Origin of the sequence: Microbacterium sp. CFBP9034, assembly GCF_034045255.1 — a bacterium.
Lineage (GTDB): Bacteria > Actinomycetota > Actinomycetes > Actinomycetales > Microbacteriaceae > Microbacterium.
In genome coordinates this window covers 2,204,354-2,229,285 of record NZ_JAXCWC010000001.1, presented here as the reverse complement: position 1 = coordinate 2,229,285, position 24,932 = coordinate 2,204,354, and the positions used below count along the sequence as shown (strand labels likewise).

General features: G+C 70.8%; 27 protein-coding genes and 1 tRNA gene. 19 read left to right on the top strand and 9 right to left on the bottom strand.

Annotation, left to right across the window (positions count from 1 at the left end):
* The first annotated feature begins 5 nt into the window (after window positions 1-5).
* From SOM19_RS10280 to SOM19_RS10270, 3 genes are read left to right on the top strand one after another with little or no spacing between them, the layout of a single operon-like run.
* On the top strand, window positions 6-536 hold the full coding sequence (locus tag SOM19_RS10280; protein WP_320486417.1) for a MaoC family dehydratase: 531 nt from the start codon (window positions 6-8) through the stop codon (window positions 534-536).
* On the top strand, window positions 533-1,357 hold the full coding sequence (locus SOM19_RS10275; RefSeq protein ID WP_320486416.1) for an HpcH/HpaI aldolase/citrate lyase family protein: 825 nt from the start codon (window positions 533-535) through the stop codon (window positions 1,355-1,357). Before SOM19_RS10280 ends, SOM19_RS10275 begins: the two co-directional genes overlap by 4 nt.
* Window positions 1,354-1,557, top strand: a complete 204-nt coding sequence (locus SOM19_RS10270) for a helix-hairpin-helix domain-containing protein (protein ID WP_320486415.1) — start codon at window positions 1,354-1,356, stop codon at window positions 1,555-1,557. Before SOM19_RS10275 ends, SOM19_RS10270 begins: the two co-directional genes overlap by 4 nt.
* Here SOM19_RS10270 and SOM19_RS10265 read toward each other — a convergent pair.
* Genes SOM19_RS10265 through SOM19_RS10255 form a run of 3 tightly spaced genes read right to left on the bottom strand, consistent with a single transcriptional unit; the run spans window position 1,533 to window position 3,401 of the window.
* Entirely contained in the window at window positions 1,533-1,907 is a 375-nt protein-coding gene (locus SOM19_RS10265) for an iron chaperone (protein WP_320486414.1), read from the bottom strand. The genes SOM19_RS10270 and SOM19_RS10265 overlap by 25 nt on opposite strands.
* A gap of 10 nt (window positions 1,908-1,917) precedes the next feature.
* Complete coding sequence (locus SOM19_RS10260) at window positions 1,918-2,523, bottom strand: histidine phosphatase family protein (RefSeq protein ID WP_320486413.1); 606 nt, start codon at window positions 2,521-2,523, stop codon at window positions 1,918-1,920.
* Between the two features lie 26 nt (window positions 2,524-2,549).
* Window positions 2,550-3,401 (bottom strand): Sir2 family NAD-dependent protein deacetylase, encoded by an 852-nt coding sequence (locus tag SOM19_RS10255; protein ID WP_414683641.1) that lies wholly within the window; start codon window positions 3,399-3,401, stop codon window positions 2,550-2,552.
* 59 nt (window positions 3,402-3,460) lie between these two features.
* Here SOM19_RS10255 and SOM19_RS10250 point away from each other — a divergent pair, with 59 nt between their 5' ends.
* Window positions 3,461-4,276: a TrmH family RNA methyltransferase gene (locus SOM19_RS10250; protein WP_320486412.1), complete on the top strand. Its 816-nt coding sequence runs from the start codon at window positions 3,461-3,463 to the stop codon at window positions 4,274-4,276.
* A 2-nt stretch (window positions 4,277-4,278) separates the two neighbouring features.
* Here the strand turns inward: SOM19_RS10250 and SOM19_RS10245 are convergent, their stop codons facing one another.
* The gene (locus tag SOM19_RS10245; protein ID WP_320486411.1) at window positions 4,279-5,139 is read right to left on the bottom strand and encodes an SGNH/GDSL hydrolase family protein; all 861 of its coding nucleotides are present in this window, start codon (window positions 5,137-5,139) and stop codon (window positions 4,279-4,281) included.
* A gap of 143 nt (window positions 5,140-5,282) precedes the next feature.
* Between SOM19_RS10245 and SOM19_RS10240 the strand changes: the two genes are divergently transcribed.
* The 6 genes from SOM19_RS10240 to SOM19_RS10215 all read left to right on the top strand — a co-directional run bounded on the left by SOM19_RS10240 (window position 5,283) and on the right by SOM19_RS10215 (window position 11,246).
* Window positions 5,283-7,133 (top strand): DEAD/DEAH box helicase, encoded by a 1,851-nt coding sequence (locus SOM19_RS10240; RefSeq protein ID WP_320486410.1) that lies wholly within the window; start codon window positions 5,283-5,285, stop codon window positions 7,131-7,133.
* Window positions 7,134-7,169: 36 nt separating this feature from the next.
* On the top strand, window positions 7,170-7,667 hold the full coding sequence (locus SOM19_RS10235; protein ID WP_320486409.1) for an SRPBCC family protein: 498 nt from the start codon (window positions 7,170-7,172) through the stop codon (window positions 7,665-7,667).
* Between the two features lie 107 nt (window positions 7,668-7,774).
* On the top strand, window positions 7,775-8,863 hold the full coding sequence (locus tag SOM19_RS10230; protein ID WP_320486408.1) for a VIT1/CCC1 transporter family protein: 1,089 nt from the start codon (window positions 7,775-7,777) through the stop codon (window positions 8,861-8,863).
* A 69-nt stretch (window positions 8,864-8,932) separates the two neighbouring features.
* Window positions 8,933-9,018, top strand: a tRNA-Leu gene (locus SOM19_RS10225).
* Between the two features lie 59 nt (window positions 9,019-9,077).
* Window positions 9,078-10,379: a M20/M25/M40 family metallo-hydrolase gene (locus SOM19_RS10220; RefSeq protein WP_320486407.1), complete on the top strand. Its 1,302-nt coding sequence runs from the start codon at window positions 9,078-9,080 to the stop codon at window positions 10,377-10,379.
* Window positions 10,380-10,424: 45 nt separating this feature from the next.
* Entirely contained in the window at window positions 10,425-11,246 is an 822-nt protein-coding gene (locus SOM19_RS10215; protein WP_320486406.1) for an undecaprenyl-diphosphate phosphatase, read from the top strand.
* 13 nt (window positions 11,247-11,259) lie between these two features.
* Here the strand turns inward: SOM19_RS10215 and SOM19_RS10210 are convergent, their stop codons facing one another.
* On the bottom strand, window positions 11,260-12,126 hold the full coding sequence (locus SOM19_RS10210) for a PAC2 family protein (RefSeq protein ID WP_320486405.1): 867 nt from the start codon (window positions 12,124-12,126) through the stop codon (window positions 11,260-11,262).
* A 137-nt stretch (window positions 12,127-12,263) separates the two neighbouring features.
* Here SOM19_RS10210 and SOM19_RS10205 point away from each other — a divergent pair, with 137 nt between their 5' ends.
* The 9 genes from SOM19_RS10205 (at window position 12,264) to lnt (ending at window position 22,182) form a co-directional block, all read left to right on the top strand.
* The gene (locus SOM19_RS10205; protein WP_320486404.1) at window positions 12,264-12,947 is read left to right on the top strand and encodes an HAD family hydrolase; all 684 of its coding nucleotides are present in this window, start codon (window positions 12,264-12,266) and stop codon (window positions 12,945-12,947) included.
* Complete coding sequence (locus SOM19_RS10200; protein WP_320486403.1) at window positions 12,944-13,951, top strand: tRNA (adenine-N1)-methyltransferase; 1,008 nt, start codon at window positions 12,944-12,946, stop codon at window positions 13,949-13,951. Before SOM19_RS10205 ends, SOM19_RS10200 begins: the two co-directional genes overlap by 4 nt.
* A 9-nt stretch (window positions 13,952-13,960) precedes the next feature.
* Complete coding sequence (locus tag SOM19_RS10195) at window positions 13,961-14,893, top strand: FKBP-type peptidyl-prolyl cis-trans isomerase (RefSeq protein ID WP_320486402.1); 933 nt, start codon at window positions 13,961-13,963, stop codon at window positions 14,891-14,893.
* A gap of 52 nt (window positions 14,894-14,945) precedes the next feature.
* Window positions 14,946-15,941, top strand: a complete 996-nt coding sequence (locus SOM19_RS10190; RefSeq protein WP_320486401.1) for a helix-turn-helix transcriptional regulator — start codon at window positions 14,946-14,948, stop codon at window positions 15,939-15,941.
* Window positions 15,938-16,900 (top strand): helix-turn-helix transcriptional regulator, encoded by a 963-nt coding sequence (locus SOM19_RS10185; protein WP_320486400.1) that lies wholly within the window; start codon window positions 15,938-15,940, stop codon window positions 16,898-16,900. The genes SOM19_RS10190 and SOM19_RS10185 overlap by 4 nt, the downstream gene beginning before the upstream one ends.
* A 90-nt stretch (window positions 16,901-16,990) precedes the next feature.
* A complete protein-coding gene (gene tatA / locus SOM19_RS10180) occupies window positions 16,991-17,245 on the top strand; it encodes a Sec-independent protein translocase subunit TatA (protein ID WP_320486399.1) in 255 nt (84 codons plus the stop codon).
* A 65-nt stretch (window positions 17,246-17,310) separates the two neighbouring features.
* The gene (gene tatC / locus SOM19_RS10175; RefSeq protein ID WP_320486709.1) at window positions 17,311-18,072 is read left to right on the top strand and encodes a twin-arginine translocase subunit TatC; all 762 of its coding nucleotides are present in this window, start codon (window positions 17,311-17,313) and stop codon (window positions 18,070-18,072) included.
* Window positions 18,069-20,567: a DEAD/DEAH box helicase gene (locus tag SOM19_RS10170; protein WP_320486398.1), complete on the top strand. Its 2,499-nt coding sequence runs from the start codon at window positions 18,069-18,071 to the stop codon at window positions 20,565-20,567. The genes tatC and SOM19_RS10170 overlap by 4 nt, the downstream gene beginning before the upstream one ends.
* A gap of 37 nt (window positions 20,568-20,604) precedes the next feature.
* A complete protein-coding gene (gene lnt, locus SOM19_RS10165; protein WP_320486397.1) occupies window positions 20,605-22,182 on the top strand; it encodes an apolipoprotein N-acyltransferase in 1,578 nt (525 codons plus the stop codon).
* A 3-nt stretch (window positions 22,183-22,185) separates the two neighbouring features.
* Here the strand turns inward: lnt and SOM19_RS10160 are convergent, their stop codons facing one another.
* From SOM19_RS10160 to SOM19_RS10145, 4 genes are all read right to left on the bottom strand, one after another.
* A complete protein-coding gene (locus tag SOM19_RS10160) occupies window positions 22,186-22,569 on the bottom strand; it encodes an RNA polymerase-binding protein RbpA (RefSeq protein WP_320486396.1) in 384 nt (127 codons plus the stop codon).
* 136 nt (window positions 22,570-22,705) lie between these two features.
* On the bottom strand, window positions 22,706-23,482 hold the full coding sequence (locus tag SOM19_RS10155) for a glycerophosphodiester phosphodiesterase family protein (RefSeq protein ID WP_320486395.1): 777 nt from the start codon (window positions 23,480-23,482) through the stop codon (window positions 22,706-22,708).
* Entirely contained in the window at window positions 23,479-24,435 is a 957-nt protein-coding gene (locus tag SOM19_RS10150; RefSeq protein ID WP_414683649.1) for an SPFH domain-containing protein, read from the bottom strand. The genes SOM19_RS10155 and SOM19_RS10150 overlap by 4 nt, the downstream gene beginning before the upstream one ends.
* Before the next feature lie 5 nt (window positions 24,436-24,440).
* Window positions 24,441-24,929: an NfeD family protein gene (locus SOM19_RS10145; RefSeq protein ID WP_320486393.1), complete on the bottom strand. Its 489-nt coding sequence runs from the start codon at window positions 24,927-24,929 to the stop codon at window positions 24,441-24,443.
* Window positions 24,930-24,932: the final 3 nt, after the last annotated feature.

Here is a 24,932-nt window from a genome sequence, read left to right as displayed (position 1 = left end):
CACACGTGGAAGACACCGGCGGAGCGAAGGCGATCGTGCAGCGCGGGCTGTACTACGACGAGCTCGCGGTCGGCGCGCGGTATCTGCATCGCCCCGGCCGCACCGCCACCGAGGCGGACAACGTCCTCTTCTCGTCGCTCACGATGAACACCCAGGCGCTGCACCTCGATGCGGCGTTCGCCGCGAGCCAGCCCTTCGGCCAGCGTCTCATGAACTCCATGTGGACGCTGGCGACGATGGTCGGGGCATCCGTCGGCCAGCTCACCCAGGGCACCCTCGTCGCGCAGCTCGGCCTCAGCGACATCGGCTTCCCGGCACCGCTCTTCCACGGCGACACGCTGTACACCGAGACCGAGGTCGTCGACAAGCGACTGTCGTCGTCGCGACCCGGTCAGGGAATCGTGACCCTGCGGCACACCGGTCGCAACCAGCGCGGCGAGGTCGTCGCCACTGCGACCCGGGTCGCCCTCCTGTGGTGCGCTCCCGAGGACGAGCATGCTCCGGATGCCGCACCCGCCGTCGAAGGAGAGTCATGACCACGTCCCGCGACAGGTTCCGGCTCGGCCCCGCGCTGCTGTTCTGCCCGGCTGACCGGCCCGAGCGCTTCGCGAAGGCGTTCGAGCGCGCCGACGCCGTCATCATCGATCTCGAGGACGCCGTCGCCCCGGCGGCGAAGGCGGCCGCGCGCGGCGCGCTGATCGAGTCCGAGCTCGACCCCACCCGCGTCATCGTGCGGGTCAACCCTCCCGGGACCACCGACTTCGCGTCGGACCTCGCGACGCTGTCGCAGACGGACTACCGCCGGATCGTGGTCGCCAAGTCGGAGTCGGTCAAGCGGCTGCAGAAGCTCGATCCGCGCTTCGAGATCATCGCCCTGTGCGAGACGGCCAAGGGCGTCGCGCAGGCCGACCGCATCGCGGCGCTCGGGAACGTGAGCGCCTTGATGTGGGGGGCCGAGGACCTCGTCGCGAGCATCGGCGGAACGTCGAGCCGCAAGCCGAACGGCCGGTACCGCGACATCGCGCGCTACGCGCGGGCCCGGGTGCTGCTCGCTGCGGGGGCGCGCGGCAAGGCCGCCATCGACGCCGTCCATCTCGACATCGACGACACCAAGCGCCTGTCGATCGAGGCGGCGGATGCCGCGGCATCCGGCTTCGCGGCCACCGCCTGCATCCACCCGAGCCAGGTCGCGGTCATCCGCGACGCGTATCGCCCGAGTGCCAAGGTGCTCGCCTGGGCCGAGGGTGTCCTCGAGGCTGCGAAGAGCGAGCGAGGCGTCTTCACCTTCGACGGCCGGATGGTCGACGAGCCCGTGCTCCGCCACGCGCGCGCCGTCCTGCGCCGCGCGGAGCGATGACCGGCGCCCAGGGGTTCACGCCCCGCATCGGCAAGGTCGCGGCGCGCGAGCTCGCGGGGCACGGTCTCACGACCTACGAGCAGCTGACGGCGCGCACCGAGAAGGAGCTGCTCGCCATCCACGGCGTCGGACCCAAGGCGGTGCAGATCCTCGCCGAGGAGCTCGCCGCGCGGGGTCAGTCGTTCGCCGCCGCCCGCTGAGCCGAGATCTCCCGCGCCAGGCGCCCGATGAGCTCGTACGGCACCGGCTCGGCGTGGGGGAACACGACGGAGTCCTTCTCCGCTCGGAAGGGCGCGACCTCGTCCTCGAGCGGCCGGGGGAGCGAGGGCACCGGGTAGAGCCCGATGTGCTTCTTCCACCCCGCGAAGTGCAGCGCGTAGCGCCCGCCCAGCATGACGGCGGCGATGCCGTAGCGCATCTTCTCCTCAGGCTGCTGCCCGGAGACATCGGCGACCGCGCCGACGATCTCGGTCCTGATGCGGGTCAATCGTTCGGCGACCTCGGGCGGAAACCCCGCGATGTACTCGTCGACGGTGGCGGCACTCGGCATGGCGCCGAGCCTATGCCACGGAAACGGCCGAGGACACCAGGCGGATGCGGTCGCGTTCGAAGAGCAGGTCGTGCGCCGATCCGTTCACGAGGCGGACGCCGACTCCGGGGAGCTCGCCGCCGGAGGCGTGGCCGATCAGCTCGCGGATGAGCGCGCCGTGCGCGACGACGATCAGGGTCGCTTCGCCCGGCCCGGTCGCCCGACGGTGGTCCCGCACCGCCTGGCGGAGCGCGCCGAGCGCACGCTCACGGAGGACCGGGCGGGGCTCGGCGCCGGGAACGTCGGCGCTGTGCCAGTCGCCCCAGCGCCGGAAGAACTCGTCGGCCTCGACTCCCTCGGCCTCTCCGTATGCGCGCTCGCGCAGACCGGGATAGAGGCGCGGGGCGTCCGCGCCGAGCGCGGCGGCGATGATCTCGGCGGTCTCGCGGGCGCGGGACAGATCGCTCGCGGCGACGGTGACCGGAGTCGCGGCGTCGAGGCGCTCGCGCAGGAGCCTGCCGGCTTCGCGTGCCTGCTCGCGGCCGGTGTCGTTGAGGGGGATGTCTGTCGACCCCTGGATCCGTCGATCGCGGTTCCAGTCGGTCTCGCCGTGGCGGATCAGGGTCAGCGCAGTCACCCGTCGAGCCTACGGGGGTCGCGCTGTCAGCCGGCTGTGGGAAGGGCGTCGGCGAGTGCGCGCAGCACTTCGCTGGTGCCGCCGTCGATCTTGACGGTCGCGCGGGCGTCGGCACGGGTCTCGCCACGGTTGACGATGACGACCGGCAGTCGCCGCCGCCGGGCACGCTCCAGCAGACGGATGCCGGAGTTGACCACGAGTGAGGAGCCGGCGATCACGAGCCCCTGGCTGGTGTGCACCAGCTGCTCCGCCTCGCGGAACTTCTCGGTCGGGATGAACTCCCCGAAGAAGACGACATCGGGTTTCAGCATCCCGCCGCAGACCGTGCATTCGGGGATGACGAAGCCCGTCGTGCTCTCGGGAAGCACGTCGCCGTCGGGTCCGAGGGCGACGTTCTCGGGAACGGTGATCCAGGGGTTGTCGTGCTCGACGCGCCGGGCGAGGTCACGCCGATCGAACACCTGTCCGCAGTGGGTGCAGAAGACCCGGCGCATGGTGCCGTGCAGCTCGACCACCCGGCGGCTCCCGGCGCGGACGTGGAGCCCGTCGACGTTCTGGGTGATCACCCCCGTCGCGATCCCGCGCTGCTCGAGGTCCGCGAGAGCGCGGTGGCCGGCGTTCGGCTGGGCGGCGGCGAACGCCTGCCAGCCCAGGTGACTGCCGACCCAGTACCGGCGACGGGCGTCGTCGTTCGCGAGGAACTGCTCGACGGTCATCGGCGTGCGCACCGGAGCGCCCTTGCCGCGGTAGTCGGGGATGCCGGAGTCGGTCGAGACGCCGGCGCCGGTGAGCACCGCGATGCGGCGTCCGGCCAGCGCTGCGACGGCCTCCGAGACGGCAGTCGCCGTCGCGGCGTCGAGTTCGGCCACCGTCGTCACGCGCCCAGTGTAGGCGTCCCGGTTTACCGGCATGTTTCCGACTCTGCGAGAGTGGACCGGTGCCTATCGAGCGGATCACGTCGGCGGACGACCCACGCCTTGCCGATTACCGCGACCTCACCGACGTCGCGCTGCGGCGTGTGCTGGAGCCTGCCGGCGGCCTCTACATCGCGGAGTCCGCGAAGGTGATCGCCCGTGCGGTGGCCGCCGGTCACCGGCCGCGCTCGGTGCTGGTGCAGGAGAAGTGGCTGCCCGACCTGGAGCCGCTCCTGGCGGAGCACCCCGACACGCCGGTGCTCGTCGTCGACGCCGAGGTCGCGGAGCAGCTCACGGGGTACGCCGTGCATCGCGGGGCGCTGGCGGCCATGCACCGCCCCGACCTTCCCTCCATCGAGGAGGTGATCGCCGACGCCCGGCTGCTCGTCGTGCTCGAGGACATCGTGGATCACACCAACGTCGGCGCGATCTTCCGGGCCGCAGCGGGGCTCGGCGCCGATGCGGTGCTCGTCAGCCGGCGATGCGCCGACCCGCTGTACCGCCGGAGCGTGCGGGTGAGCATGGGCACGGTCTTCCAGGTGCCGTGGACACGCCTGCCGGCCTGGCCGGCGGCACGGGGCATCCTGCACGATGCGTCGTTCCATCTCGCGGCACTCGCCCTCTCGGACGACGCGGTGCCGCTCGATGACTTCCGGGCGATCGGCCACCCGCGGGTCGCGCTCCTTCTCGGCGCCGAAGGTGATGGACTCAGCCGTGCCGCCCTGGACGCCTCCGACACCGTGATCACGATTCCGATGGCCGGGCGCGTCGACTCGCTCAACGTCGCCGCCGCCAGCGCCGTGGCCCTGTGGGAGCTCCGGCGCCCGGCGGTGGCCTGAGCTCAGCCGTCGGTGCCCGGCGTGTCCGGGGCATCCGCCTCGGGAGTCCACCTCAGCATCGGGAGGACCTCGGGGCGCTTGGCGGTGACCTGGTCGCCCGACGACTGATGCCGCAGACGTCGCAGCACCCAGGGCACCAGGTGCTCGCGCGCCCACACCAGGTCGACGGTTCGTGCCTCGCGCCAGGTGCGCGTGGGGAAGGGATCCGGCTGCATCGGCAGGAGGTCGTTGGGGACGTTGAGCGTGCGCAGCACCATGCGGGCGACCTCGTGGTGGCCGAGCGCGTTCATGTGGAGGCGATCGTCGTCGAAGAACCGGAGGTCCTGGATCTCTTTGAGCGCCCACTGGTCGGCGACGAGGAGGTCGTACCGGTCGGCGATCGCGCGGATGTTCTCGTTGTAGATCGCGATCTTGCCGCGGATGCCGCGGAACACCGGCGTGAAGTTCGTGTCGATCCCGGTGAAGACCACCACGGTGGCGCCGTCGCTTGCGAGGCGCACCACGGCGTCTTCGAAGCGCTGCGCGACGGCATCGGGGTCGGCCCCCGGACGGATCACGTCGTTGCCGCCGGCGGAGAACGTGACGAGGTCGGGCTTGAGCGCGAGCGCGGGCTCGACCTGCTCCTCGACGATCTGAGCGATCAGCCGGCCGCGGATCGCCAGGTTCGCGTAGGCGAAGTCGTCCACCTGCTCCGACAGCACCTGCGCGACGCGGTCGGCCCAGCCGCGGTGGCGACCGGGCGTCGACGGGTCGGGATCTCCGATGCCCTCGGTGAAGGAGTCGCCGATGGCGACATAGCGCCGCCAGGGGTGCGGCTGCGCGTTGGGGATGTAAGGGGTGCGATGGTCGTCGCTCGTCGTCATGGCTTCCTCGGTTCGTGGCCAGAGTCAGGGTATCGCGGCGCCGGGACACCCACGGATACGGCCGATCCGACCCCCGAGCACCTTGGTGTCGCCGCGCTCGTTTAGGGTGGTGACTCGTTGTTCGCGGCAGTCGGGGAGGTGCGATGGACGACGAGTTGGTCCTCGACACGGCCCGTGAGGCGGCGCACATCGGCAGCTTCGCGGCCGAGCACCTGTCGCCGTCGTACCCGCAGCGAGCGCCCTGGGGAACGGCTCAGCGCCTGCGCGCGTGGCAGGCCGAGGCGCTCGACCAGTACTTCGAGCTCGACGGTCCGGACGGCCCGGGCGGCGGTCCGCGGGACTTCCTCGCGGCGGCGACCCCCGGCGCCGGCAAGACGACGTTCGCGCTGCGGCTCGCCAGTGAGCTGCTGCGGCGTCGGATCATCGACCGGATCGTGGTGGTCGCCCCCACGGAGCACCTCAAGACGCAGTGGGCGGATGCCGCGGCCCGCGTGTCGATCCGCCTCGATCCCGCCTTCAGCAACCGGCACGTGGCACCGGCACGGCACTACCACGGAGTGGCGGTGACCTACGCGCAGGTCGCGGTCAAGGCATCCGTCCATCAGCGGCTCGTCATGGATGCCCGCACCCTGGTGATCCTCGACGAAGTCCACCACGGCGGGGACGCGCTGAGCTGGGGCGACGCGCTGCGCGAGGCGTACGCGCGGGCCACCCGGCGCCTGCTGCTGTCGGGCACGCCGTTCCGCAGCGACACCGCGCCCATCCCGTTCGTGGAATACCACCCCGACCGCAACGGCATCCGCCTCTCGCGCACCGACTACGCGTACGGCTACCGTCGCGCGCTCGAGGACGGCGTCGTGCGCCCCGTGATCTTCATGGTCTACGCCGGGCAGATGCGATGGCGCACGAAGACCGGCGACGAGATGGAGGCCCAGCTCGGCCAGGACAACACGAAGGACATCACCTCGCAGGCCTGGCGCACCGCTCTCGACCCGGCCGGGGAGTGGATCCCGGCGGTCCTCCGGTCGGCCGACCGGCGCCTGACCGAGGTCCGCGAGCAGGTCCCCGATGCCGGCGGCCTGGTGATCGCGACGGACCAGACCGCCGCACGCGCCTATGCCGACATCCTCCGCGAGATCACCGGCGAGGCGCCCACGGTGGTGCTGTCCGACGAGACCGAGGCCTCGTCGCGCATCGAGCGGTTCTCCGGCGACTCGAGCCGCTGGATGGTCGCCGTCCGCATGGTGTCAGAGGGGGTCGACGTGCCGCGGCTCGCCGTCGGCGTGTACGCGACCTCGGCCTCGACGCCCCTGTTCTTCGCTCAGGCGATCGGCCGCTTCGTGCGTGCGCGCCGTCGCGGCGAGACCGCCAGCGTGTTCCTCCCGAACGTTCCGCAGCTGCTCGCCCTCGCCAACGAGATGGAGCGGCAGCGCGACCACGCGCTGGATCGAGACGGCGACGGTGACGAGTGGGACGCCGAGGAAGACCTGATGGATGCCGCGGAGCGTGAGGACAAGGCATCCGACGCGCTCACCGAGGAGTTCGAGTACCAGGCGCTCGGCTCGCTCGCGCACTTCGACCGGGTGCTGTTCGACGGCAAGGAGTTCGGCCAGCTCGCGGTGCCGGGAACGCCCGAGGAGGAGGAGTTCCTGGGGCTGCCCGGGTTGCTCGAGCCGGAGCACGTGCACGAGCTGCTGATGCAGCGTCAGGCGCGGCAAGGACGCCACCGGAACGTCCGCGAAGCCCGCGAGGCGCAGAGCCCGCCGGGTGAGGGCGCGGAACGCGCGCTGCCGCAGGCGCTGCATCGGTCGCTGAAGGAGCAGCGGCAGCTGCTCAACAGCCTGGTGGGACTCTACGCTCGGCAGTCTGGTGAGGCGCACGGCCAGGTGCACGCCGAGCTCCGGCGCATCTGCGGCGGTCCGGCGGTGTCGCATGCGACGGTCGCCCAGCTGCAGTCGCGCATCGACGTGCTGCGCAAGCGCGTCCACTCCTGACCCCTGGCCAGACGAGCCACGACCTAGACTCCGGGCATGCTCGCCGAGTACTCCTTCGTGTCGCGGTGGCAGCTGCCCGTGGCCTCCGGCCGGGCGTGGGCGGAGATCGAGCGGATGATCACGGCGGGGGCACCCGAACCGACGTCCGCTCGGGTCGCTGCCACGACGTGGTGGCCCGCCGTCACGATCGCCGTGCCCCTCGCGGCCCTGGACGCCGGTGGGCGTCTCGACCTCGTCGTGCGCAGTCCGCTCGGCTATCGGCTGCGCGTCCGGCTCACCGTCGACGGCGTCGAGCCCGGACGAGCGCTCAGCGCGCGGAGCGACGGTGACCTGCGGGGGAGCGGGCGGATCGTGGTCGACCCGGTCGGGGACGCGGCATCCGTGGTCACCTTCCACTGGGATGTCGCGACCCGGAGGCCGTGGATGAACGCCACGGCGTGGCTGCTCCGGCCGGTCTTCGAACGCGCGCACGCCCGCGTGATGCACGACGGCGAGCGAGGGATGCGGGCGGCCCTGGAGGCGCGGCCGGGCTGACCGGTTCGGAACGCCGAAATGCTGTCAATGCGCGATTTCCGGGCGGCCGGGCGTGCGGCGGTGGCTACCGTGGAGAGGTCCCCTGAACCCCCGCCCGGAGGCCTTCTGTGAGCGTGCCCGCCGCCCCGACCGCCCGCGACCGACGTCGCTGGGGGCGCTATCTCGTCAACGAGCGCGCGGAGGCGCGGGTGTACCGCGAGCTCGCCGCCCGCCGAGACGGGGAGGAGCGCGAGATCCTGCTCGCCCTCGCCGAGGCCGAGGGCCGCCACGAAGAGCACTGGCTGGCACTGCTGGGCGGAGAGCCCGGGCGGCTTCCGCGCCCCGACACCCGCACTGTGCTGCTCGGCTCGATGGCGAAGCGCTTCGGCTCGATCTTCGTGCTTGCGCTCGCGCAGAAGGCCGAGGCGCGTTCCCCGTACGACGACGAGCCCTTCGCCACCCCGGCCATGGCCGCCGACGAGAAGGTCCACCACGAGGTCGTCCGGGGCTTGGCGGCGCGGGGACGCCGGCGCCTGTCGGGAACGTTCCGCGCGGCGGTGTTCGGCGCGAACGACGGCCTGGTCTCGAACCTCGCGCTGGTTCTCGGCGTGGGCGCGACCGGCGTCTCGTCGCAGTTCGTGCTTTTCAGCGGCATCGCGGGGCTCCTCGCCGGGGCGCTCTCGATGGGCGCGGGCGAGTTCGTCTCGGTGCGGTCGCAGCGCGAACTGCTCGCGGCGACCGAGCCGAGCGACTATGCCGATCACGTCCTGCATAACCTCGACCTCGACGCGAACGAGCTCGCCCTGGTCTATCGCACGCGCGGGATGCCGGAGGCCGACGCGCTCGCACGGGCCCGCCGGATCGTGGCGGCGGCCCAGGCGGCCGACCCGGCCGAGCCGTACCGGGCGCCCGTCGAGGCGTCGAACGAGCACGAGGTCGTCGGCGGAGCGTGGGGCGCCGCGCTCTCGAGCTTCCTGTTCTTCGCGTCGGGCGCGATCATCCCGGTGCTGCCCTGGATCTTCGGCCTCTCGGGCCTCACCGCGGTCCTGGTCGCTCTCGTGCTCGTGGGCCTCGCCCTGCTCGCGACCGGCGCCGCCGTCGGCCTCCTCTCCGGGGGTCCGCCGCTCCGCCGGGCCCTGCGTCAGCTCGCGATCGGCTACGGTGCCGCGCTCATCACATATGCGCTGGGACTGCTGTTCGGAGTGTCGATCGGGTGAGGCCTCGGTTCGAGGTGACGCCCGGAGCATGGTAATGTCGTTCCTCGGTTGCGAAACCGAAATCCACCTGCGCGGGTGGCGGAATAGGTAGACGCGCTAGCTTGAGGTGCTAGTGCCCTTTAACGGGCGTGGGGGTTCAAGTCCCCCCTCGCGCACAGTACGAAGAAGGCCCCCGAAAGGGGGCCTTCTTCGTTGAGACGATAGGTTGGTCCGCATGCCTTCTCCCGATGCCGCGCTGCCGGAAGTCGCCGCCGTCGCCCGAGATCTGATCAGGTTCGACACCACCAATCACGGCGGAGGGCGAGCCGCGGGGGAGAGGGAGGCGGCCGAGTACGTCGGCGCCTACCTGGCCGGACTGGGCCTGTCGCCCGAGTATCACGAGCCGATTCCGCGCCGCACCAACGTGATGGCGCGCGTCCCGGGACGGAACCGCGACAAGCCGGCCCTGGTGCTGCACGGACACCTCGACGTCGTGCCCGCGATCGCGGCGGACTGGACCGTCGACCCCTTCGAGGGCGTCGTCCGCGACGGCATGCTGTGGGGCCGTGGCGCGGTCGACATGAAGGACATGGACGCCATGATCCTCACCTCCGTGGCCGACATCCTGCGCGGGGGCGAGCAGCCCGAGCGGGACCTGATCCTCGCGTTCTTCGCGGACGAGGAGAACGGCGGCGTCGAGGGCTCGGCCCTCGTGGTGCAGGACAAGCCGGAATGGTTCGACGGCGCGACCGAGGCGATCAGCGAGGTCGGCGGCTACTCCATCGCCGTCGGCGACCGCCGGGCATACCTGCTGCAGGTCGGGGAGAAGGCGCTGATCTGGATCCGCCTGGTCGCGCGCGGGCGCGCGGCCCACGGCTCGAGCCATCACGCCGACAACGCCGTCACAAAGCTCGCAGGGGCCGTCGCCGCGCTCGGGCGCACCGACTGGCCGATCACGCTCACCGACACCACGCGGGAGATGGCGGCACGGCTCGCCGACCTGACCGGTGCGGGCGGCGACGACCCCGACGCCATCGCCGCGGCGACGGGTGCGGCATCCGGATTCCTCCGCTCCACGCTGCGGACGACCACGAACCCCACGGGACTCACAGCGGGCTACAAGCACAACGTCATCCCCGACCGCGCCGAAGCGCTCATCGACGTGCGCGTGCTGCCCGGCACGGAGGACGCGGCCCTCGCCGACATCCGCCGCATCGTCGGCGACGACGTCGACGTCGAGATCGTCCACCAGGACATCGGCCTCGAGGTGCCGTTCGGCGGAGACCTCGTCGACGCCATGGTGGCGGCGCTCGGCCGCCACGACCCGGGCATCCCCGTCATCCCGTACCTGCTGGGCGGAGGCACCGACAACAAGGCGCTCGCCTCGCTCGGGATCGCCGGCTACGGGTTCGCCCCGCTGCGACTGCCCGCCGATCTCGATTTCACGGGCATGTTCCACGGGGTCGACGAGCGAGTGCCGATCGACGCCCTGGTGTTCGGGCAGCGCGTCCTCACCGATCTCCTCCGCACCTACTGAAGACCAGCGGATGCCGCGCCCGGCATCCCGCACTGAAAGGCGCCCATGCTCCTCGAGGCGATCATCCTCGGCTTCGTCCAGGGACTGACCGAGTTCCTGCCCATCTCCTCCAGCGCGCACCTGCGCATCCTGGGTGAGCTCCTGCCGTCGGCGCAGGATCCGGGAGCGGCGTTCACCGCGATCACCCAGATCGGCACCGAGGCGGCCGTCGTGCTGTTCTTCTGGCGCGACATCGTGAGGATCATCGGCAACTGGTTCCGCGCCCTGGCGGGTCGCATCCCGCGCAACGACCCCGACGCGAAGATGGGCTGGCTGATCATCGTCGGCAGCATCCCGATCGTGGTGCTGGGACTGCTGTTCCAGGATCAGATCGAGACGACGTTCCGGTCGCTGTGGCTCATCGCCGGGATGCTCATCTTCTTCGGCGTGCTGCTCGGCATCGCCGACCATGTCGGCGCCAAGAAGCGTCAGCTCAAGGACCTCACGATCGGGCACGGCGTGATCTACGGCTTCGCGCAGGCGCTCGCCCTGATCCCCGGCGTGTCACGGTCGGGCGGCACCATCACCGCCGGTCTCTTCATGGGCTACGAGCGGTCGGCGGCTGCGCGCTACGCGTTCCTCCTGGCGATCCCGGCCGTGTTCGGCAGCGGCTTCTACCAGCTCTTCAAGAGCTGGGACGAGCCCGGCGTGTTCACGCTCGGGGAGACGGCGGTCGCCACGATCGTCGCGTTCTTCGTCGCCCTCGGAGTGATCGCGTTCTTCATGAACTGGATCTCCAAGCACAGCTTCCTGCCGTTCGTGCTGTACCGCGTGGCGCTCGGCACGACGCTGCTGGTGCTGCTGAGCACGGGCGTCATCACCGCGTAGCGGCAGTGGCGGCTCAGCGGCGCGGGTCGTCGCGGCCCGGCTTGGTCGGGCCGTCGCCGCGCCGGCGGAGGTAGCGCTCGAACTCCTGTGCGATGGCGTCTCCCGAGGCCTCGGGGGAGTCCCACGTGTCGCGCGTGCGCTCGAGCTGGCGGATGTACTCCGTCATCTCCTCGTCATCCGCCGCGGCAGCGTCGATCGACGCCTCCCACGCCGCGGCCTCGGTGGCCAGATCGCCGCGGGGCACGGCTGCGCCGGTGAGGTCCTCGAGACGGTCGAGCAGTGCGAGGGTCGCTTTGGGCGAGGGGGTGTGGCCGGCGACGTAGTGCGGCACGCTGGCCCACAGGCTCGCGGACGGGATGCCGGCGGCGTCGGCCGCGTGACCGAGCACGCTCAGGATGCCGACGGGACCCTCGTACGTGCTGCGCTCGAGTTCGAGGGCGGTGCGCAGATAGTCGCTGTCACTGCCGGCGAACACGGAGATCGGCCGGGTGTGCGGCACATCCGACATCATCGAGCCCATCGAGATGAAGCCCGTGATGTCCTCGCGCAGCGCGATGTCGATGAACTCGGCCGCGAACGCCTTCCACGCCCGTGCGGGCTCGACGCCGGTCAGCAGCCACAGCTGGGTCCCGCCCCGGGTGGTCTTCGTGGGACGCAGGAGCGCGGCCTCGGGCCACTTCAGCGTCCGCGCGCCCTCGCCGTCGGTCTCGATCTGCGGGCGCGTGTACTGATAGTCGAAGTACAGCTCGGGGTCGACGGAGAACACGCTTTCGTACGCGCCGCCCTCGCGCAGCTGCGCGACAGCCGACGACGCGGCTTCCCCGGCATCGTTCCACCCGTCGAATGCGGCGACGAGCACCCGGCGTCCCAGTCCGTCCACGAGACCTCCTCCACCCGGTGTGCGGGTTCCCTCCAGGATATGCCCGGCGCGGCGATGAGGGTCGAGCCGCGTGCGCGCGCCACCGCACCGCTCGCCGCGCGGCGGGGGCGCGGCCGCCCGCTCGGTAGCATGGAGCAGTGAGCGCCCCTGCACTTTCCGCCGTCCTGTGGGACATGGACGGAACCCTCGTCGACACCGAGCCGTACTGGATGGCCGCCGAGACCCCGCTGGTCGAGCGCTTCGGCGGAACCTGGTCGCACGAGCAGGCGCTCGGGCTCGTCGGCATGGGGCTCGAGGACTCCGCCCGCATCTTCCAGGCGGCCGGCGTGAGAATGGGCGTCCACGACATCATCGACCACCTCACGGACGACGTCATGCGCCAGCTGGCGACGACCGGGGTCCCTTTCCGCCCCGGCGCCCGCGAACTCCTCGCGAGCCTCCGTGAGGCCGGCATCAAGACCGGGCTCGTCACGATGTCGCTGCGCCGGATGGCCGACACGGTGGTCGACCTCATCGACTTCCCGGCGTTCGACGTCGTGATCGCCGGCGACGAGTCCACCCGGCCCAAGCCGTTCCCCGACCCGTACCTCCAGGCGTGCGAGGCGCTCGGAGTGACCCCCGCCGAGACCGTCGCCATCGAGGACTCGCCCAACGGGCTGCGCTCCGCGGTCGCCTCGGGCGCCGCGGTGATCGGCGTGCCGCTCATGGTCTCGATCGCCGGTGCGGGTGCGCACGCGGTGTGGCCGACCCTCGAAGGGCGCACCGCCCAGGACGTGGCGTCCTTCCACGCCGAACACCGTGCCAAGGAGGCCACCCGATGACCGAGCGACCCAGCGGACCGTTCCGCCTCGGAGACCGGGTGCAGCTGACCGGCCCCAAGGGCCGGATGCACACCATCACCCTCCGCGAGGACGGCGAGCTGCACACCCACCACGGCGTGCTGAAGCACTCGGCGCTCGTCGGCCAGCCCGACGGCTCGGTGCTCGCCAACAGCGGCGGCCACGAGTACCTCGCCCTGCGCCCGCTGCTGCGCGACTTCGTGATGTCGATGCCGCGCGGCGCGGCCATCATCTACCCCAAGGACGCCGCGCAGATCATCGCCGAGGCGGACGTCTTCCCCGGGTCGGTCGTGGTCGAGGCCGGCGTCGGGTCCGGAGCCCTGTCGCTGTGGCTGCTGCGCGCGATGGGCGCGGAGGGGCGCCTGGTCTCGTTCGAGCGTCGCGCGGAGTTCGCCGAGGTCGCCCGGGCCAACGTCGAGACGTACCTCGGCGAAGCACCCGCGAACTGGAGCGTCGTCGTCGGCGATCTCGTGGAGGCACTCCCGGAGACGGTGGCTCCGGCATCCGTCGATCGCGTCGTGCTCGACATGCTGGCGCCCTGGGAGTGCATCGACGTCGTGGCCGACGCGCTCACGCCCGGCGGCGTGGTGCTCTGCTACATCGCCACGGCCACGCAGCTCAGCCGCGTCGCCGAGTACATCCGCGTCACGGGGCTGTTCACCGAGCCGGAGGCCAGCGAGACCATGGTGCGCGGGTGGCACGTCGAGGGGCTCTCGGTGCGGCCCGACCACCGGATGGTCGCCCACACCGGCTTCCTGCTGTGGGCCCGGCGCCTCGCACCGGGAGCGGTGCCGCCCGAGGTCAAGCGCCGCGCCTCGAAGTCGAGCTACGGCGACGAGGACGTCGAGCTGTGGACGCCCGGCGCGGTCGGCGACCGGGAGATCACCGACAAGAACCTGCGCAAGCGCGTCCGAGAGGCCCAGCGCGCCGCCGAGGGCGCCCGTCAGGCATCGGGCGCGACGGGCGAGGCCGGTGCTTCCGCCTAGACTGTTGCGGTGCGCAAGATCCCCGCTGCCCTCGCGATCCTCGGACTCGCGACCGTCGGCCTCGCCGGCTGCTCGCTTCCCGGCTCCTCCTCCGACTGCCCCCGCTCCGCCTCCGACGACGAGGTTCTGAGCCTCGTCGAGGTCACCGGATCGACGGATGCCGCGCCCGACGTCGAGGTGTACACCCCGTTCCACACCGACTCCGCCGCCTTCGGCGACGTCGAGCAGGGCGACGGCGTCGTGATCACCTCCGACGACCAGCTCGTCGTCGTGGACGTCACGCTCGTCTCGGGCGAGACCGGCGAGACCCTGGTCGCCACCCCCTACGACGGCGACCTGACGCGCGCCTACCCGCTGTCGCAGTGGACGCAGACGTTCCCCTCCTTCGCCGAGGCCCTCGACTGCACCGCCGAGGGCTCGCGCGTCGTCATCGCGCTCGCCCCGGGCGACGTCGAACCCGAGACGGCCGCCAGCCTCGGGCTGGCGGAGGACGAGTCCGCGATCGCCGTCGTCGATGTGCGCAAGGTCTACCTCGCCGCGGCTGATGGCACCAACCAGTTCAACAGCGGCAACGGCCTTCCCACCGTCGTGCGCGCCCCCGACGGGCGCCCCGGCCTGATCGTTCCCGACGGCTCTGCGCCGGAGGAGATCGTCGTCGAGACCATCAAGAAGGGCGACGGTCCCGAGATCACGGGCGACGTGCCCGTGCGCGCCCACATGCTCGCTGTGTCCTGGGACGACAAGGAGCAGGTCAAGACGACGTGGGACACGCAGCCCGAGTCCCTGCCGCTCGCGGGCGACCCCGTCCTCGCCGAGGCGCTCGTGGGACAGACCGTCGGATCGCAGGTCATGGTCGTCGTGCCGGCCGATCAGGGCGGCACGGATCAGGCCACGGTGTTCGTGTTCGACCTCCTGGGCCTCGACCCGGCTGCCACGCAGTAGAGAGGTCTCCGGGAGCGCGGACACGCCGTCCTGGCGACCCTAGGATGAGGGAGTGCCTGCGAACGCCCCTGCGAAGAACCCGCCTGAGGAGCGACTGGTCAATCTGGTCGTCGCCCTCATGGCGACCGACCAGGGCCTGACGAAGGACACCATCCTCACCTCGGTCGCCGGATACCGCGAGCAGGGTGCGGCCGGTGCCTCCAAGGACGCGCTCGAGAAGATGTTCGAGCGCGACAAGGAGAGCCTCCGGGGCCTCGGGGTGCCGATCGAGACGATCGGCGACTGGGCCGACCCCGACGACCTGCGTGAAGCCCGCTACCGCGTGCCCACCACGGAGTACGAGCTCCCCGAGGACATCGAGTTCACGCCGGCCGAGCTGGCGCTGCTGAACCTCGCGGGCGGGGTGTGGAGCGAGAGCTCGATGTCGGACGACGCCCGCAGCGGACTGCGCAAGATCAAGGCGCTCGGCATCCCGGTCGATGAGCCGATCATCGGCTACTCGCCACGCATCAGCCTGCGCGACCCCTCGTTCCCGCTCCTCCAGCAGGCGATCGAGCAGAGCAGGGTCGTGACGTTCTCCTACCTGAAGCCGGGGGAGGAGTCCCCTCGCACGCGTCGGGTGCGGCCGCTGGCCCTGGTGGAGTACGAGGCCCGCTGGCACGTCTTCGGAATCGACGTCGACGCCGCGGGTGATCGGACGTTCCTCCTCACCCGGATCGTCGGGCCCGTGACTGTCACACGCGAGTCGTTCGACCCGGCACTGCGGGAGGGCGCCGGCGATCGCGCGCTCCGCGGACTCGAGGACGTCGCCGCGCACCACTCCTCCCTGCTCGAGGTGAATCCCGGCACGGAGGCCGCCCTGCGCCTCGCCCGCCGCGCGACTCCCGCGGAGCAGGGCATCCGCGTGCCGTACGTCGACATCCACGTGTTCGCCGAGGAGCTCGCGTCCTACGGTCCGGAGGTCCGCGTGGTGGAGCCGGCCGAGCTCCGCGACCAGGTGATCGCCCGGCTGGCCGCCGCCCGCGACCTGAACGGAGCAGGCTCATGACCGCCCGGCGCTCCCTCGTCGCGACCGACCGCGCGGCGCTCATGCTCCAGCTCGTGCCGTACCTCATCGGCAAGGGCGAGGTCTCGATCGCCGAAGCCGCGGACGAGTTCGACGTGACCCCGGCTCAGATGCGCGCGATGGTCGAGCGGCTCACCGTCATCGGCCTGCCCGGAGACGGCGGGTACTGGCAGATGGCCAACGACCTGTTCGACATCGACTGGGACCTGCTCGACCAGCAGGAGCTCATCGTCATCACGAACACCGTGGGCCTCGAGCGCTCGCCCAAGCTGACCGCGCGCGAGGCGGCGGCGCTGCTCGCCGGTCTGCAGCTGGCGCGCACCATCCCCGGTGTGGGCGACACCGAGCTGTTCGCCGGGCTGCTCGCGAAGCTCTCTCGCGGAGCCTCCAGCACGCCCGCCGAGGTCATCGTCGCCCCGGGGCCGGTCGACACGGTGCGCGATGCCGTCGCTGCGGCGCTCCGGCGTCGTGTCGCGGTCTCGTTCACGTACAAGGCACCCGATGCCCCACCTACGACGCGCACGGTCGACCCGGTCAAGGTGCACATCGCCGACGGCCAGTGGTACCTGCAGGGGTGGTGCCACCTGCGCGAGGCGATGCGCACCTTCCACCTCGACCGGGTCAGCGACTTGGAGCTGACGGACATCGCGATCACCCACGCGGGCGAGCCGGCGCCGAACTGGTTCGAACCCGACGACGCCGATCTGGTCGCCCGTATCCGCTTCCCCGAGACCGTCGCCCCGCTTCTCGGCGACTACCTCGACCGTGCGGCGCTCGAGACGGTGAACGGGGTCACGGTGGCCACGATGCGGGTTCCCGACGAGGTCAACCTGCGCCGCCTGGCGGCCCGCCGCGGCGGCGAGGTGGAGATCCTCGAGCCCGCAGCCGCCCGCCGCGCCGCCGCCGAGTGGGCCGACGCCGGCCTCGCGCAGTACCGCTGACACGACCCGCCTCTCGGCATCCCGCGCGGAGCTCGCGCGACGCGCGTGAGGGTTAGTATGGGACCGGACCCGAACGACGAGGAGAATGTTATGGGCAACCTACAGGGATGGCACCTGCTGATCATCCTCGCCGTCATCCTGCTTCTGTTCGGTGCGGCGAAGCTGCCGGCGCTGGCGAAGAGCATGGGGCAGTCTGCCCGCGTGTTCAAGGGCGAGATGAAGGCCATGAAGGATGAGGACAAGCCCGCCGAGACCACGGTGCAGTCCGTCGCTCCGACGGCCGACGTCGTGACCCCGTCGGATCCGTCCGCGGGTCCGGGCGGAGCCTCCGACCCGAAGCCGTAGCGGTCGTGGTGACGACCGACCCGCCGCTGACCGGAGAAGCCGACCGTCCGCGGCGCGAGAAGCGCATGTCGCTCGGCCAGCACCTGGTCGAGCTGCGCAAGCGTCTGGTAATCGCCGCCATCGCGCTCGTCGTCGGCATGGTGGTGGCGTTCTTCGTCACGGACTGGGTGATCTGGCTGATCACCGAGCCGTTGCGGGTGATCGCCGAGACCGAGGGCGAGAGAGCCAAGGTCGAGCTGATGTTCAGCACGGTCACGTCGGCATTCGATCTCCGGATCCGGATGTCGTTCGCGATCGGCCTGCTGATCTCCGCGCCGATCTGGCTGTGGCAGATCTGGGCGTTCATCATGCCCGGGCTCACCCGCAAGGAGGTGCGCTACACCTTCGGCTTCCTGGCGGCCGCGATCCCGCTCTTCTTCGCCGGCTGCTACGTGGGTCTCGTCGTCATGCCTCACGTCGTCGAGATCATGGCGTCGTTCGTCCCGGAGGGCGGGGCGTCGTTCTTCGAGGCCGGCTACTACTACGACTTCGTCTTCAAGCTCATGATCGTGATCGGCGTCGCGTTCGTCCTTCCGGTCTTCCTCGTCGCGATGAACCTCGCGGGCATCATGTCGGGGATGGCCATCCTGAAGGGCTGGCGCGTCGCGGTGCTCGTCGCCACGGTGTTCGCGGGTCTCGCGACGCCCGCGGCCGACGTCGTGAGCATGCTCATGCTGGCCGGGATCCTGATCGTCCTCTTCTTCGCCGCTGCCGGGCTGTCACTGCTGTTCGATCGCCGGAAGGCCAAGCGAGCATCGATCATCCTCCCGCCCGAAGCGAGCGCATGAGCGACCCCGCTCCGGCCGAGCGGTACGCGCGAGCGCGCGAGTCCGCGGAGCTCGACCGGAGCCACCCGATCACGGCGTCGTTCGCCGCGTCGCAGCGGTTCACGCTCGACCCCTTCCAGCTGGCCGGATGCCGCGCCCTCGAGGAGGGCCGGAGCGTCCTGGTCGCCGCCCCGACGGGTGCAGGCAAGACCATCGTCGGGGAGTTCGCAGTCCACCTCGCGATGCGGGAGCCGAGCGACAAGGCGTTCTACACGACACCGATCAAGGCGCTGTCGAACCAGAAGTTCCGCGAGCTGCAGGACGTCTACGGCGTCGACGAGGTGGGGCTGCTCACCGGTGACACGAACATCAACGGCAATGCGCGCATCGTCGTGATGACCACCGAGGTGCTCCGCAACATGCTCTACGCCGATTCTCCGGCGCTGCGCGGTCTGAGGTACGTCGTGATGGACGAGGTCCACTACCTCGCCGACCGCTTCCGCGGGGCGGTGTGGGAGGAGATCATCATCCACCTGCCGCCGAGCGTGAAGCTGATCTCGCTGTCGGCGACCGTGTCCAATGCCGAGGAGTTCGGCGATTGGCTCGACACCGTGCGGGGCGACACCGAGGTGATCGTGTCGGAGACCCGGCCGGTCCCGCTCGAGCAGCATGTCCTGGTGCGCGGCGACCTGCTCCCGCTCTTCGACGACCGGGCCGGCATCGCGACCGCGCAGGTCAACCAGGAGCTCATGCGCATCCGGTCGGTCAAGGGCCCGAACTTCGAGAACAACCGCCGCGCACAGGAGATGAGCAGTGCGCGCAACCGCGGGTACGAGGCACCCCGTCGCCGCCCGAACCGGGGAGGCAAGCGCCCGGTGCGCTCGGCGAACGTGCAGCGGATCGAGCGCTTGGACCGCCCCGATGTCGTCGAGCTGCTGGCACGGGCCAACCTGCTGCCCGCGATCTTCTTCATCTTCAGCCGCGTCGGCTGCGACGCCGCCGTGCAGCAGGTGCGCCGGGCGGGCGTGCGCCTCACCTCGCAGGAGGAGCGGCTCGAGATCCGCGCGATCGTCGAGCACCGCACCCGGACGCTCATGGACGAGGACCTCGCGGTGCTCGGCTACTGGGACTGGCTCGAGAACCTCGAGCGGGGCGTCGCGTCCCACCACGCCGGGCTGCTTCCCGCATTCAAGGAGGTCGTCGAGGAGCTGTTCCAGCGCAAGCTCGTGAAGGCGGTGTTCGCCACCGAGACCCTCGCACTCGGGATCAACATGCCGGCCCGCACCGTCGTGCTCGAGAAGCTCGAGAAGTTCAACGGCGAGGCGCGCGTCGCCATCACCTCGGGGGAGTACACCCAGCTGACCGGACGAGCCGGACGGCGCGGGATCGACGTCGAGGGTCACGCCGTCATCCAGTGGACCGAGGGGCTCGATCCCCAGGCCGTCGCGGCCCTCGCCTCGCGACGCACCTACCCGCTGAACTCCAGCTTCCGGCCGACGTACAACATGGCCGTGAACCTGATCGACCAGTTCGGCCGCCCGCGGTCCCGCCAGATCCTGGAGTCGTCGTTCGCGCAGTTCCAGGCCGACCGCTCCGTCGTCGGGCTCGCCCGCCAGGTGCGCGAGCAGGAGGAGTCGCTGTCGGGCTACGAGAAGGCCATGACGTGCGACCGCGGCGACTTCACGGAGTACTCGGCGATCCGCCGCGACCTCAGTGATCTCGAGAAGCTCAACCGCAAGGATGCGAACGCCTCACGGTCGACACGGGACAAGCGACACCGCGAGATCGACGCCCTGCGGCGACGGATGCTGCGGCATCCGTGTCATCAGTGCCCCGACCGGGAGAACCACGCCCGGTGGGCCGAGCGCTACTGGAGGCTCAAGCGCACCATCGACAAGATGCGCCAGCAGATCGAGGCCCGCACCGGGACCGTGGCCCGCATCTTCGACCGCGTCGTGGATGTGCTCACCGAGCTCGACTACGTCCGCGTGGACGAGGACGGCGCGACGACGCTGACCCCTGCCGGGCGCACGATGCGCCGGATCTACGGCGAGCGCGACCTGCTCGTCGCCGAGTCGCTGCGCCGCGAGCTCTGGAAGGACCTGGATGCCGCGTCGCTGGCGGCGCTCGCCTGCTGCATCGTCTACGAGCCCCGCCGCGACGATGGCGGCCCGAGCGAGCGGAACCTTCCGCGCGGCGCTTTCCGCACCGCGTTCTCCGACACCCTGGAGCTGTGGCAGCGCCTCGACGACCTCGAGCGCGCACATCACCTGCCCGGTTCCGAGCCGGTGGCGGCCGGCCTCGCGCAGGCGATGAGCTCGTGGGCGCGGGGAGCGACGCTCGACCGTGTGCTCGACGAGGCGGACATGGCCGCGGGCGACTTCGTGCGGTGGTCCAAGCAGACGATCGATCTGCTGGATCAGCTGTCGATCGTCGCGGACGCCCCTGTCGCCTCGACGGCCCGCAAGGCGCTCGAAGCGGTCCGCCGCGGCATCGTGGCGTACTCGGCCGTCTGACAGCCGCCGCCCAGTTCCCGACATCTAGGGTTGTCTCGTGCCTCTCGCTGCTGCGCCGCGTCCGCTGCTTCCACTGTGGGCAGCCGTCCTCGCCGCCGTCCTCGGCGGGGCCGTCCTCGACCTCGCATACCCCTCGGTGGGATGGTGGCCGCTGGCGTTCGTGGGGGTTGCGCTCGCTCTCGTGTCACTCATCGGCCGCTCGGTGTGGGGAGCGCTCCTGGTCGGCGCCGTGTTCGGGGCCACGTTCTATCTCATCCACATCATGTGGATCACCCGGTACCTGGGCGAGGTGCCGTGGTTCGCCCTCGCCGGCCTGGAGACGGTCTTCATGGCCGTGGGGTCCATCCCGCTGGCGTTGGCGTACCGGTGGATGCCCCGGCTCTTCCCGTCACGGTGGGCGAGCCTGATCGCGCTCCCGCTGCTCGTGGGCGGCGTGTGGACGGCGCGTGAGCTGTTCATGGGTTCCTGGCCCTACACCGGGTTCCCCTGGGCTCGGATCGGGATGAGCCAGTCCGAGAGCCCGCTGGCGCACATCGCCTCGTGGACCGGCGTCGCCGGGCTCACGTTCCTCATGGTGGCGTTCACGGCGGCCGTCATCGAGTGGGCGCGCGTCGCCCGGTTCCGCGACCTTCGCACGGCACTGCCGGCGGTCGGCATGGCGGCGCTCCTGCTCCTCGTCCCCGCGTTCCCGACGACGCCCTCCGGGACGCTGCGCGTCGGCAGCGCACAGGGCAACGGCCCGTCCGGGTACTTCGACGAACGCACCCGCAACGCGGTGCTCAACGCCCAGCTGGAGGCATCCGCTCCGCTCTTCGGGGAGGACCTCGACGTCCTGCTGTGGCCGGAGGGGGGCATCGACTCCGACCCGCTGACGAACGAGAGCACCGCCGCCGTGCTCGACGCCCTCTCAGAGCGCGTCGAGGCTCCGCTGATCGTCAACGCGGCGACGACGCGCGGCGACGACACCTTCAACACCTCGATGCTCTGGGTCGCCGGCGAGGGAGCGGTGCAGCTGCACGACAAGACCAACCCCGTGCCGATGGGGGAGTACGTCCCCGACCGGTGGTTCTTCGAGCCACTGGCGCCCGATCTCATCGGACTCATCCAGCGCGAGTACACGCCGGGGACGAATCCGCCGTTCTTCGATCTCAACGGCGTCGGCGTCGGCCTCGCGATCTGCTTCGACGTCATCTACGACGAGGTCATCTGGCGCGGCGCCGAGGACGGCGCGCAGGTCTACATGTTCCAGACCAACAACGCCGACTTCCGCGACACCGACGAGAACCTGCAGCAGCTCGCGTTCGCCCGCATGCGGGCCATCGAGACGGGCCGGTCGGTCGTCAACCTGTCGACCGTCGGCACCAGTCAGGTGCTGGCCCCCGACGGGACGATGATCGACGGTCTCCCCGAGGGCGAGCCCGGGCACATGCTCACGGAGGTGCCCCTGCGCACCGGGCTGACGCCCGCGGTGCTCCTCGGACCCTGGATCAAGATTCTGCTCGGCTGGGGGAGCCTGGCAGCCGTCGTCGCGCTCGGTGTCGGTGTGACCGTGGCCACGCGCCGGGACGCGAAAACGCCGGCCCCCGCGGGGACCGGCGTCGCGCTGAATGGATGAGCGTCAGGCGCTGATCTTGTCGACCACGACATCTTCGCCGGCGCCGCGACGGGCGCGGACGTAGGCGAGACGCTCTTCGAGGAGCTCTTCGAGCTCGGGAAGGGTGCGGCGCTCGAGCAGCATGTCCCAGTGACTGCGGGGGACCTTGTCGCCCGAGTGGTCGACGGTCGCGGTGCCCTCGCCGACACGGAGGAGAGCCTCTGCACCACAGGTGCGGCACTCCCACGCCGGGGGAACCTCGGCGTCGGCCGCGAAGGTCAGGTTCGTGTCACGTCCGCAGGACGTGCAGGAATAGATGTGCTGTGCACGCTCATGGAAAACGACGCCCTCTTCGCTCTGTAGGCTCTGGGCGCCGAGCCGGATGCCGCGCAAGCTGCGGTCTGCCATTTTGTGGTCCTCTCGTCGCTGTATAGGTATAACGAAGCCACCTGGGCGGATCATCCGAACCGGCCTCACTCTGGCACCATTCACAGTGGATGCACAGGGGGCTTGACGTACCCGCGTGCGCGCGGGTGAGTGCTGTTCACTGCACGGTGCGCCGCGCGATGTCGGCGCGGTCCGTTACGATCCCGTCGGCCCCGAGAGCGACGATCCGGCGCATGTCCGAAGGATCGTTCACCGTCCACACGTGGACCTCGACGCCGTGCCGGTGTGCGGCGTCGATCAGGCGCCTCGTGACGATCCGCAGTCGGCCGTGGCGCTCGGGCACCTGGAGCGCGTCGACCCCCTCGAGAGCCCGCCGGACGAGACGATCCGACCGCACCGCCAGCGCCGTGAGCAGGCGCGCGATCGTCCTGGTTCCCGCGGAGGTGGCAGGACGGATGCCGCGCCCGGCCGACGCAGCCGCCTCCAGCGCCGCCAGCCGGCGCTCATCCGAGAAGCTGGTGAGCAGCACCCGGGCGCCGTGGGGCGCGACCGTCGTTCCGACGGCGGACGCCGCTCCCGGGGCCTTCACATCGAAGTTGAATCGCATCGTCGAGAACGCGTCGAGCGCCTGCTCGAGCGTGATGAGCCCGCCCCGGTCCGACATGAGCTCCGCCAACTCGGCCGCGCTGACCGACGCCACGGGCCGAGGATCGCCGGTGACACGCGACAGATCGTCGTCATGGAAGAGCACCACCACCCCGTCGGAGGTCAGATGGCAGTCCGACTCGACGTACTCGGCGCCGGCGGAGTGGGCGGCCGCCACGGCGGCGAAGGAGTTCTCCACGACGCCGTGCGCGGCATCTTCGGGCGTCACAAGGCCCCGGTGTGCGAGGACGCGCGGAGTGCGCGCGCCCTCGAACCACGGATGCGTCACGAAGCGGACGGCTCTGCGCCGGCGCGCGGCTCCACGGTGCGAGCCGCAGGAGCGGCCCCGTCGACGGCGCCGCCGAGGAACGATCCGCTGAGGCCTTTGAGCGCCTCGGTGAACTCGGTCGGGATGATCCAGAGCTTGCTCGACGCGCTGTCGGCGATCTTCGGCAGGGTCTGCAGGTACTGGTACGCGAGCAGCTTGTCGTCGGCGTCGCCGGCGTGAATGGCCTGGAACACCGTCGCGATCGCCTCGGCCTCGCCCTGTGCGCGGAGGACGGCGGCCTGCTTGTCGCCCTCGGCCTTGAGGATCTCGGCCTGGCGCTGACCCTCGGCGGTGAGGATCGCGGACTGCTTCGTGCCCTCCGCCGTCAGGATGAGCGCGCGGCGGTCGCGCTCGGCGCGCATCTGCTTCTCCATGGAGTCCTGGATGCTGTGGGGCGGGTCGATCGCCTTGAGCTCGACGCGTCCGACGCGGATGCCCCATTTGCCCGTTGCCTCGTCGAGGACCAGGCGGAGCTGCCCGTTGATGTTGTCGCGGCTCGTCAGCGCCTCTTCGAGGTTCAGGCCGCCGACGACGTTGCGGAGCGTCGTGGTGGTGAGCTGCTCGACCGCGCCGAGGTAGTTCGCGATCTCATAGGTCGCGGCGCGGGCGTCGGTGACCTGGAAGTACACGACCGTGTCGATCGACACCACGAGGTTGTCCTCGGTGATGACGGGCTGCGGCGGGAAGGAGACGACCTGCTCGCGCATGTCGATGAGCGGCCGCAGGCGGTCGACGAAGGGGACCAGGAGGTTGAGGCCCGGCGAGAGGGTCTTGTGATAGCGGCCGAGGCGCTCGACGACGCCGGCGCTCGCCTGCGGGATGATCCGGATGGACCGGACGATCACCACCAGGACGAAGATGAAGACCGCGAGGGCGAGAAGCCACGCGATGGTCGTGGGGATGATGGCGTCGATGTCGTTCACGGGCGGGGTTCCTCCGTCGGGGCGGTGGTCGGGTCTGTCGGGCGCACCACCGCGGTCGCGCCGTCGATGCGGCTGACGTTGACGAGCGTGCCGGGCTGCAGCACGCCGACGTCGGTGCGGGCGGTCCAGGTGTCGCCGTTCGCGAGCTTGACCTGACCGCCATGCGCATCGACGGTGGAGACGACGCGCCCGTTGATCGCGATCAGAGCCTCGACGTTGGACGGCGTGGTGTCCTCTCCTCGTCGCAGTCGGCGCAGCAGCGGCGGGCGGAGAAGAAGGACGAGCACGGCCGCGACGACGCCCGCGATGATGACCTGGAGCCAGAGCGGCGCACCGAGGATGCTGGAGCCGAGGCCCGCGAGGCCGCCGATGCTCAGCATGAGAAAGGTGAAGTCGAGGGTGAGCATCTCGATGACGAGAAAGGCGAGGATGAGGACGAGCCATCCGATCCACGCCCACTGCTCGATGGTCTGGATGAGCTCCACGTT

Excerpts from the sequence above, each read along its gene's own strand:
- SOM19_RS10275 (WP_320486416.1), top strand. The coding sequence starts at position 533 with ATGACCACGTCCCGCGACAGGTTCCGGCTCGGCCCCGCGCTGCTGTTC.
- SOM19_RS10270 (WP_320486415.1), top strand. The coding sequence starts at position 1,354 with ATGACCGGCGCCCAGGGGTTCACGCCCCGCATCGGCAAGGTCGCGGCG.
- SOM19_RS10265 (WP_320486414.1), bottom strand. The coding sequence starts at position 1,907 with ATGCCGAGTGCCGCCACCGTCGACGAGTACATCGCGGGGTTTCCGCCC.
- SOM19_RS10245 (WP_320486411.1), bottom strand. The coding sequence starts at position 5,139 with ATGACGACGAGCGACGACCATCGCACCCCTTACATCCCCAACGCGCAG.
- SOM19_RS10240 (WP_320486410.1), top strand. The coding sequence starts at position 5,283 with ATGGACGACGAGTTGGTCCTCGACACGGCCCGTGAGGCGGCGCACATC.
- SOM19_RS10235 (WP_320486409.1), top strand. The coding sequence starts at position 7,170 with ATGCTCGCCGAGTACTCCTTCGTGTCGCGGTGGCAGCTGCCCGTGGCC.
- SOM19_RS10220 (WP_320486407.1), top strand. The coding sequence starts at position 9,078 with ATGCCTTCTCCCGATGCCGCGCTGCCGGAAGTCGCCGCCGTCGCCCGA.
- SOM19_RS10215 (WP_320486406.1), top strand. The coding sequence starts at position 10,425 with ATGCTCCTCGAGGCGATCATCCTCGGCTTCGTCCAGGGACTGACCGAG.
- SOM19_RS10200 (WP_320486403.1), top strand. The coding sequence starts at position 12,944 with ATGACCGAGCGACCCAGCGGACCGTTCCGCCTCGGAGACCGGGTGCAG.
- SOM19_RS10185 (WP_320486400.1), top strand. The coding sequence starts at position 15,938 with ATGACCGCCCGGCGCTCCCTCGTCGCGACCGACCGCGCGGCGCTCATG.
- tatA (WP_320486399.1), top strand. The coding sequence starts at position 16,991 with ATGGGCAACCTACAGGGATGGCACCTGCTGATCATCCTCGCCGTCATC.
- tatC (WP_320486709.1), top strand. The coding sequence starts at position 17,311 with ATGTCGCTCGGCCAGCACCTGGTCGAGCTGCGCAAGCGTCTGGTAATC.
- SOM19_RS10170 (WP_320486398.1), top strand. The coding sequence starts at position 18,069 with ATGAGCGACCCCGCTCCGGCCGAGCGGTACGCGCGAGCGCGCGAGTCC.
- SOM19_RS10160 (WP_320486396.1), bottom strand. The coding sequence starts at position 22,569 with ATGGCAGACCGCAGCTTGCGCGGCATCCGGCTCGGCGCCCAGAGCCTA.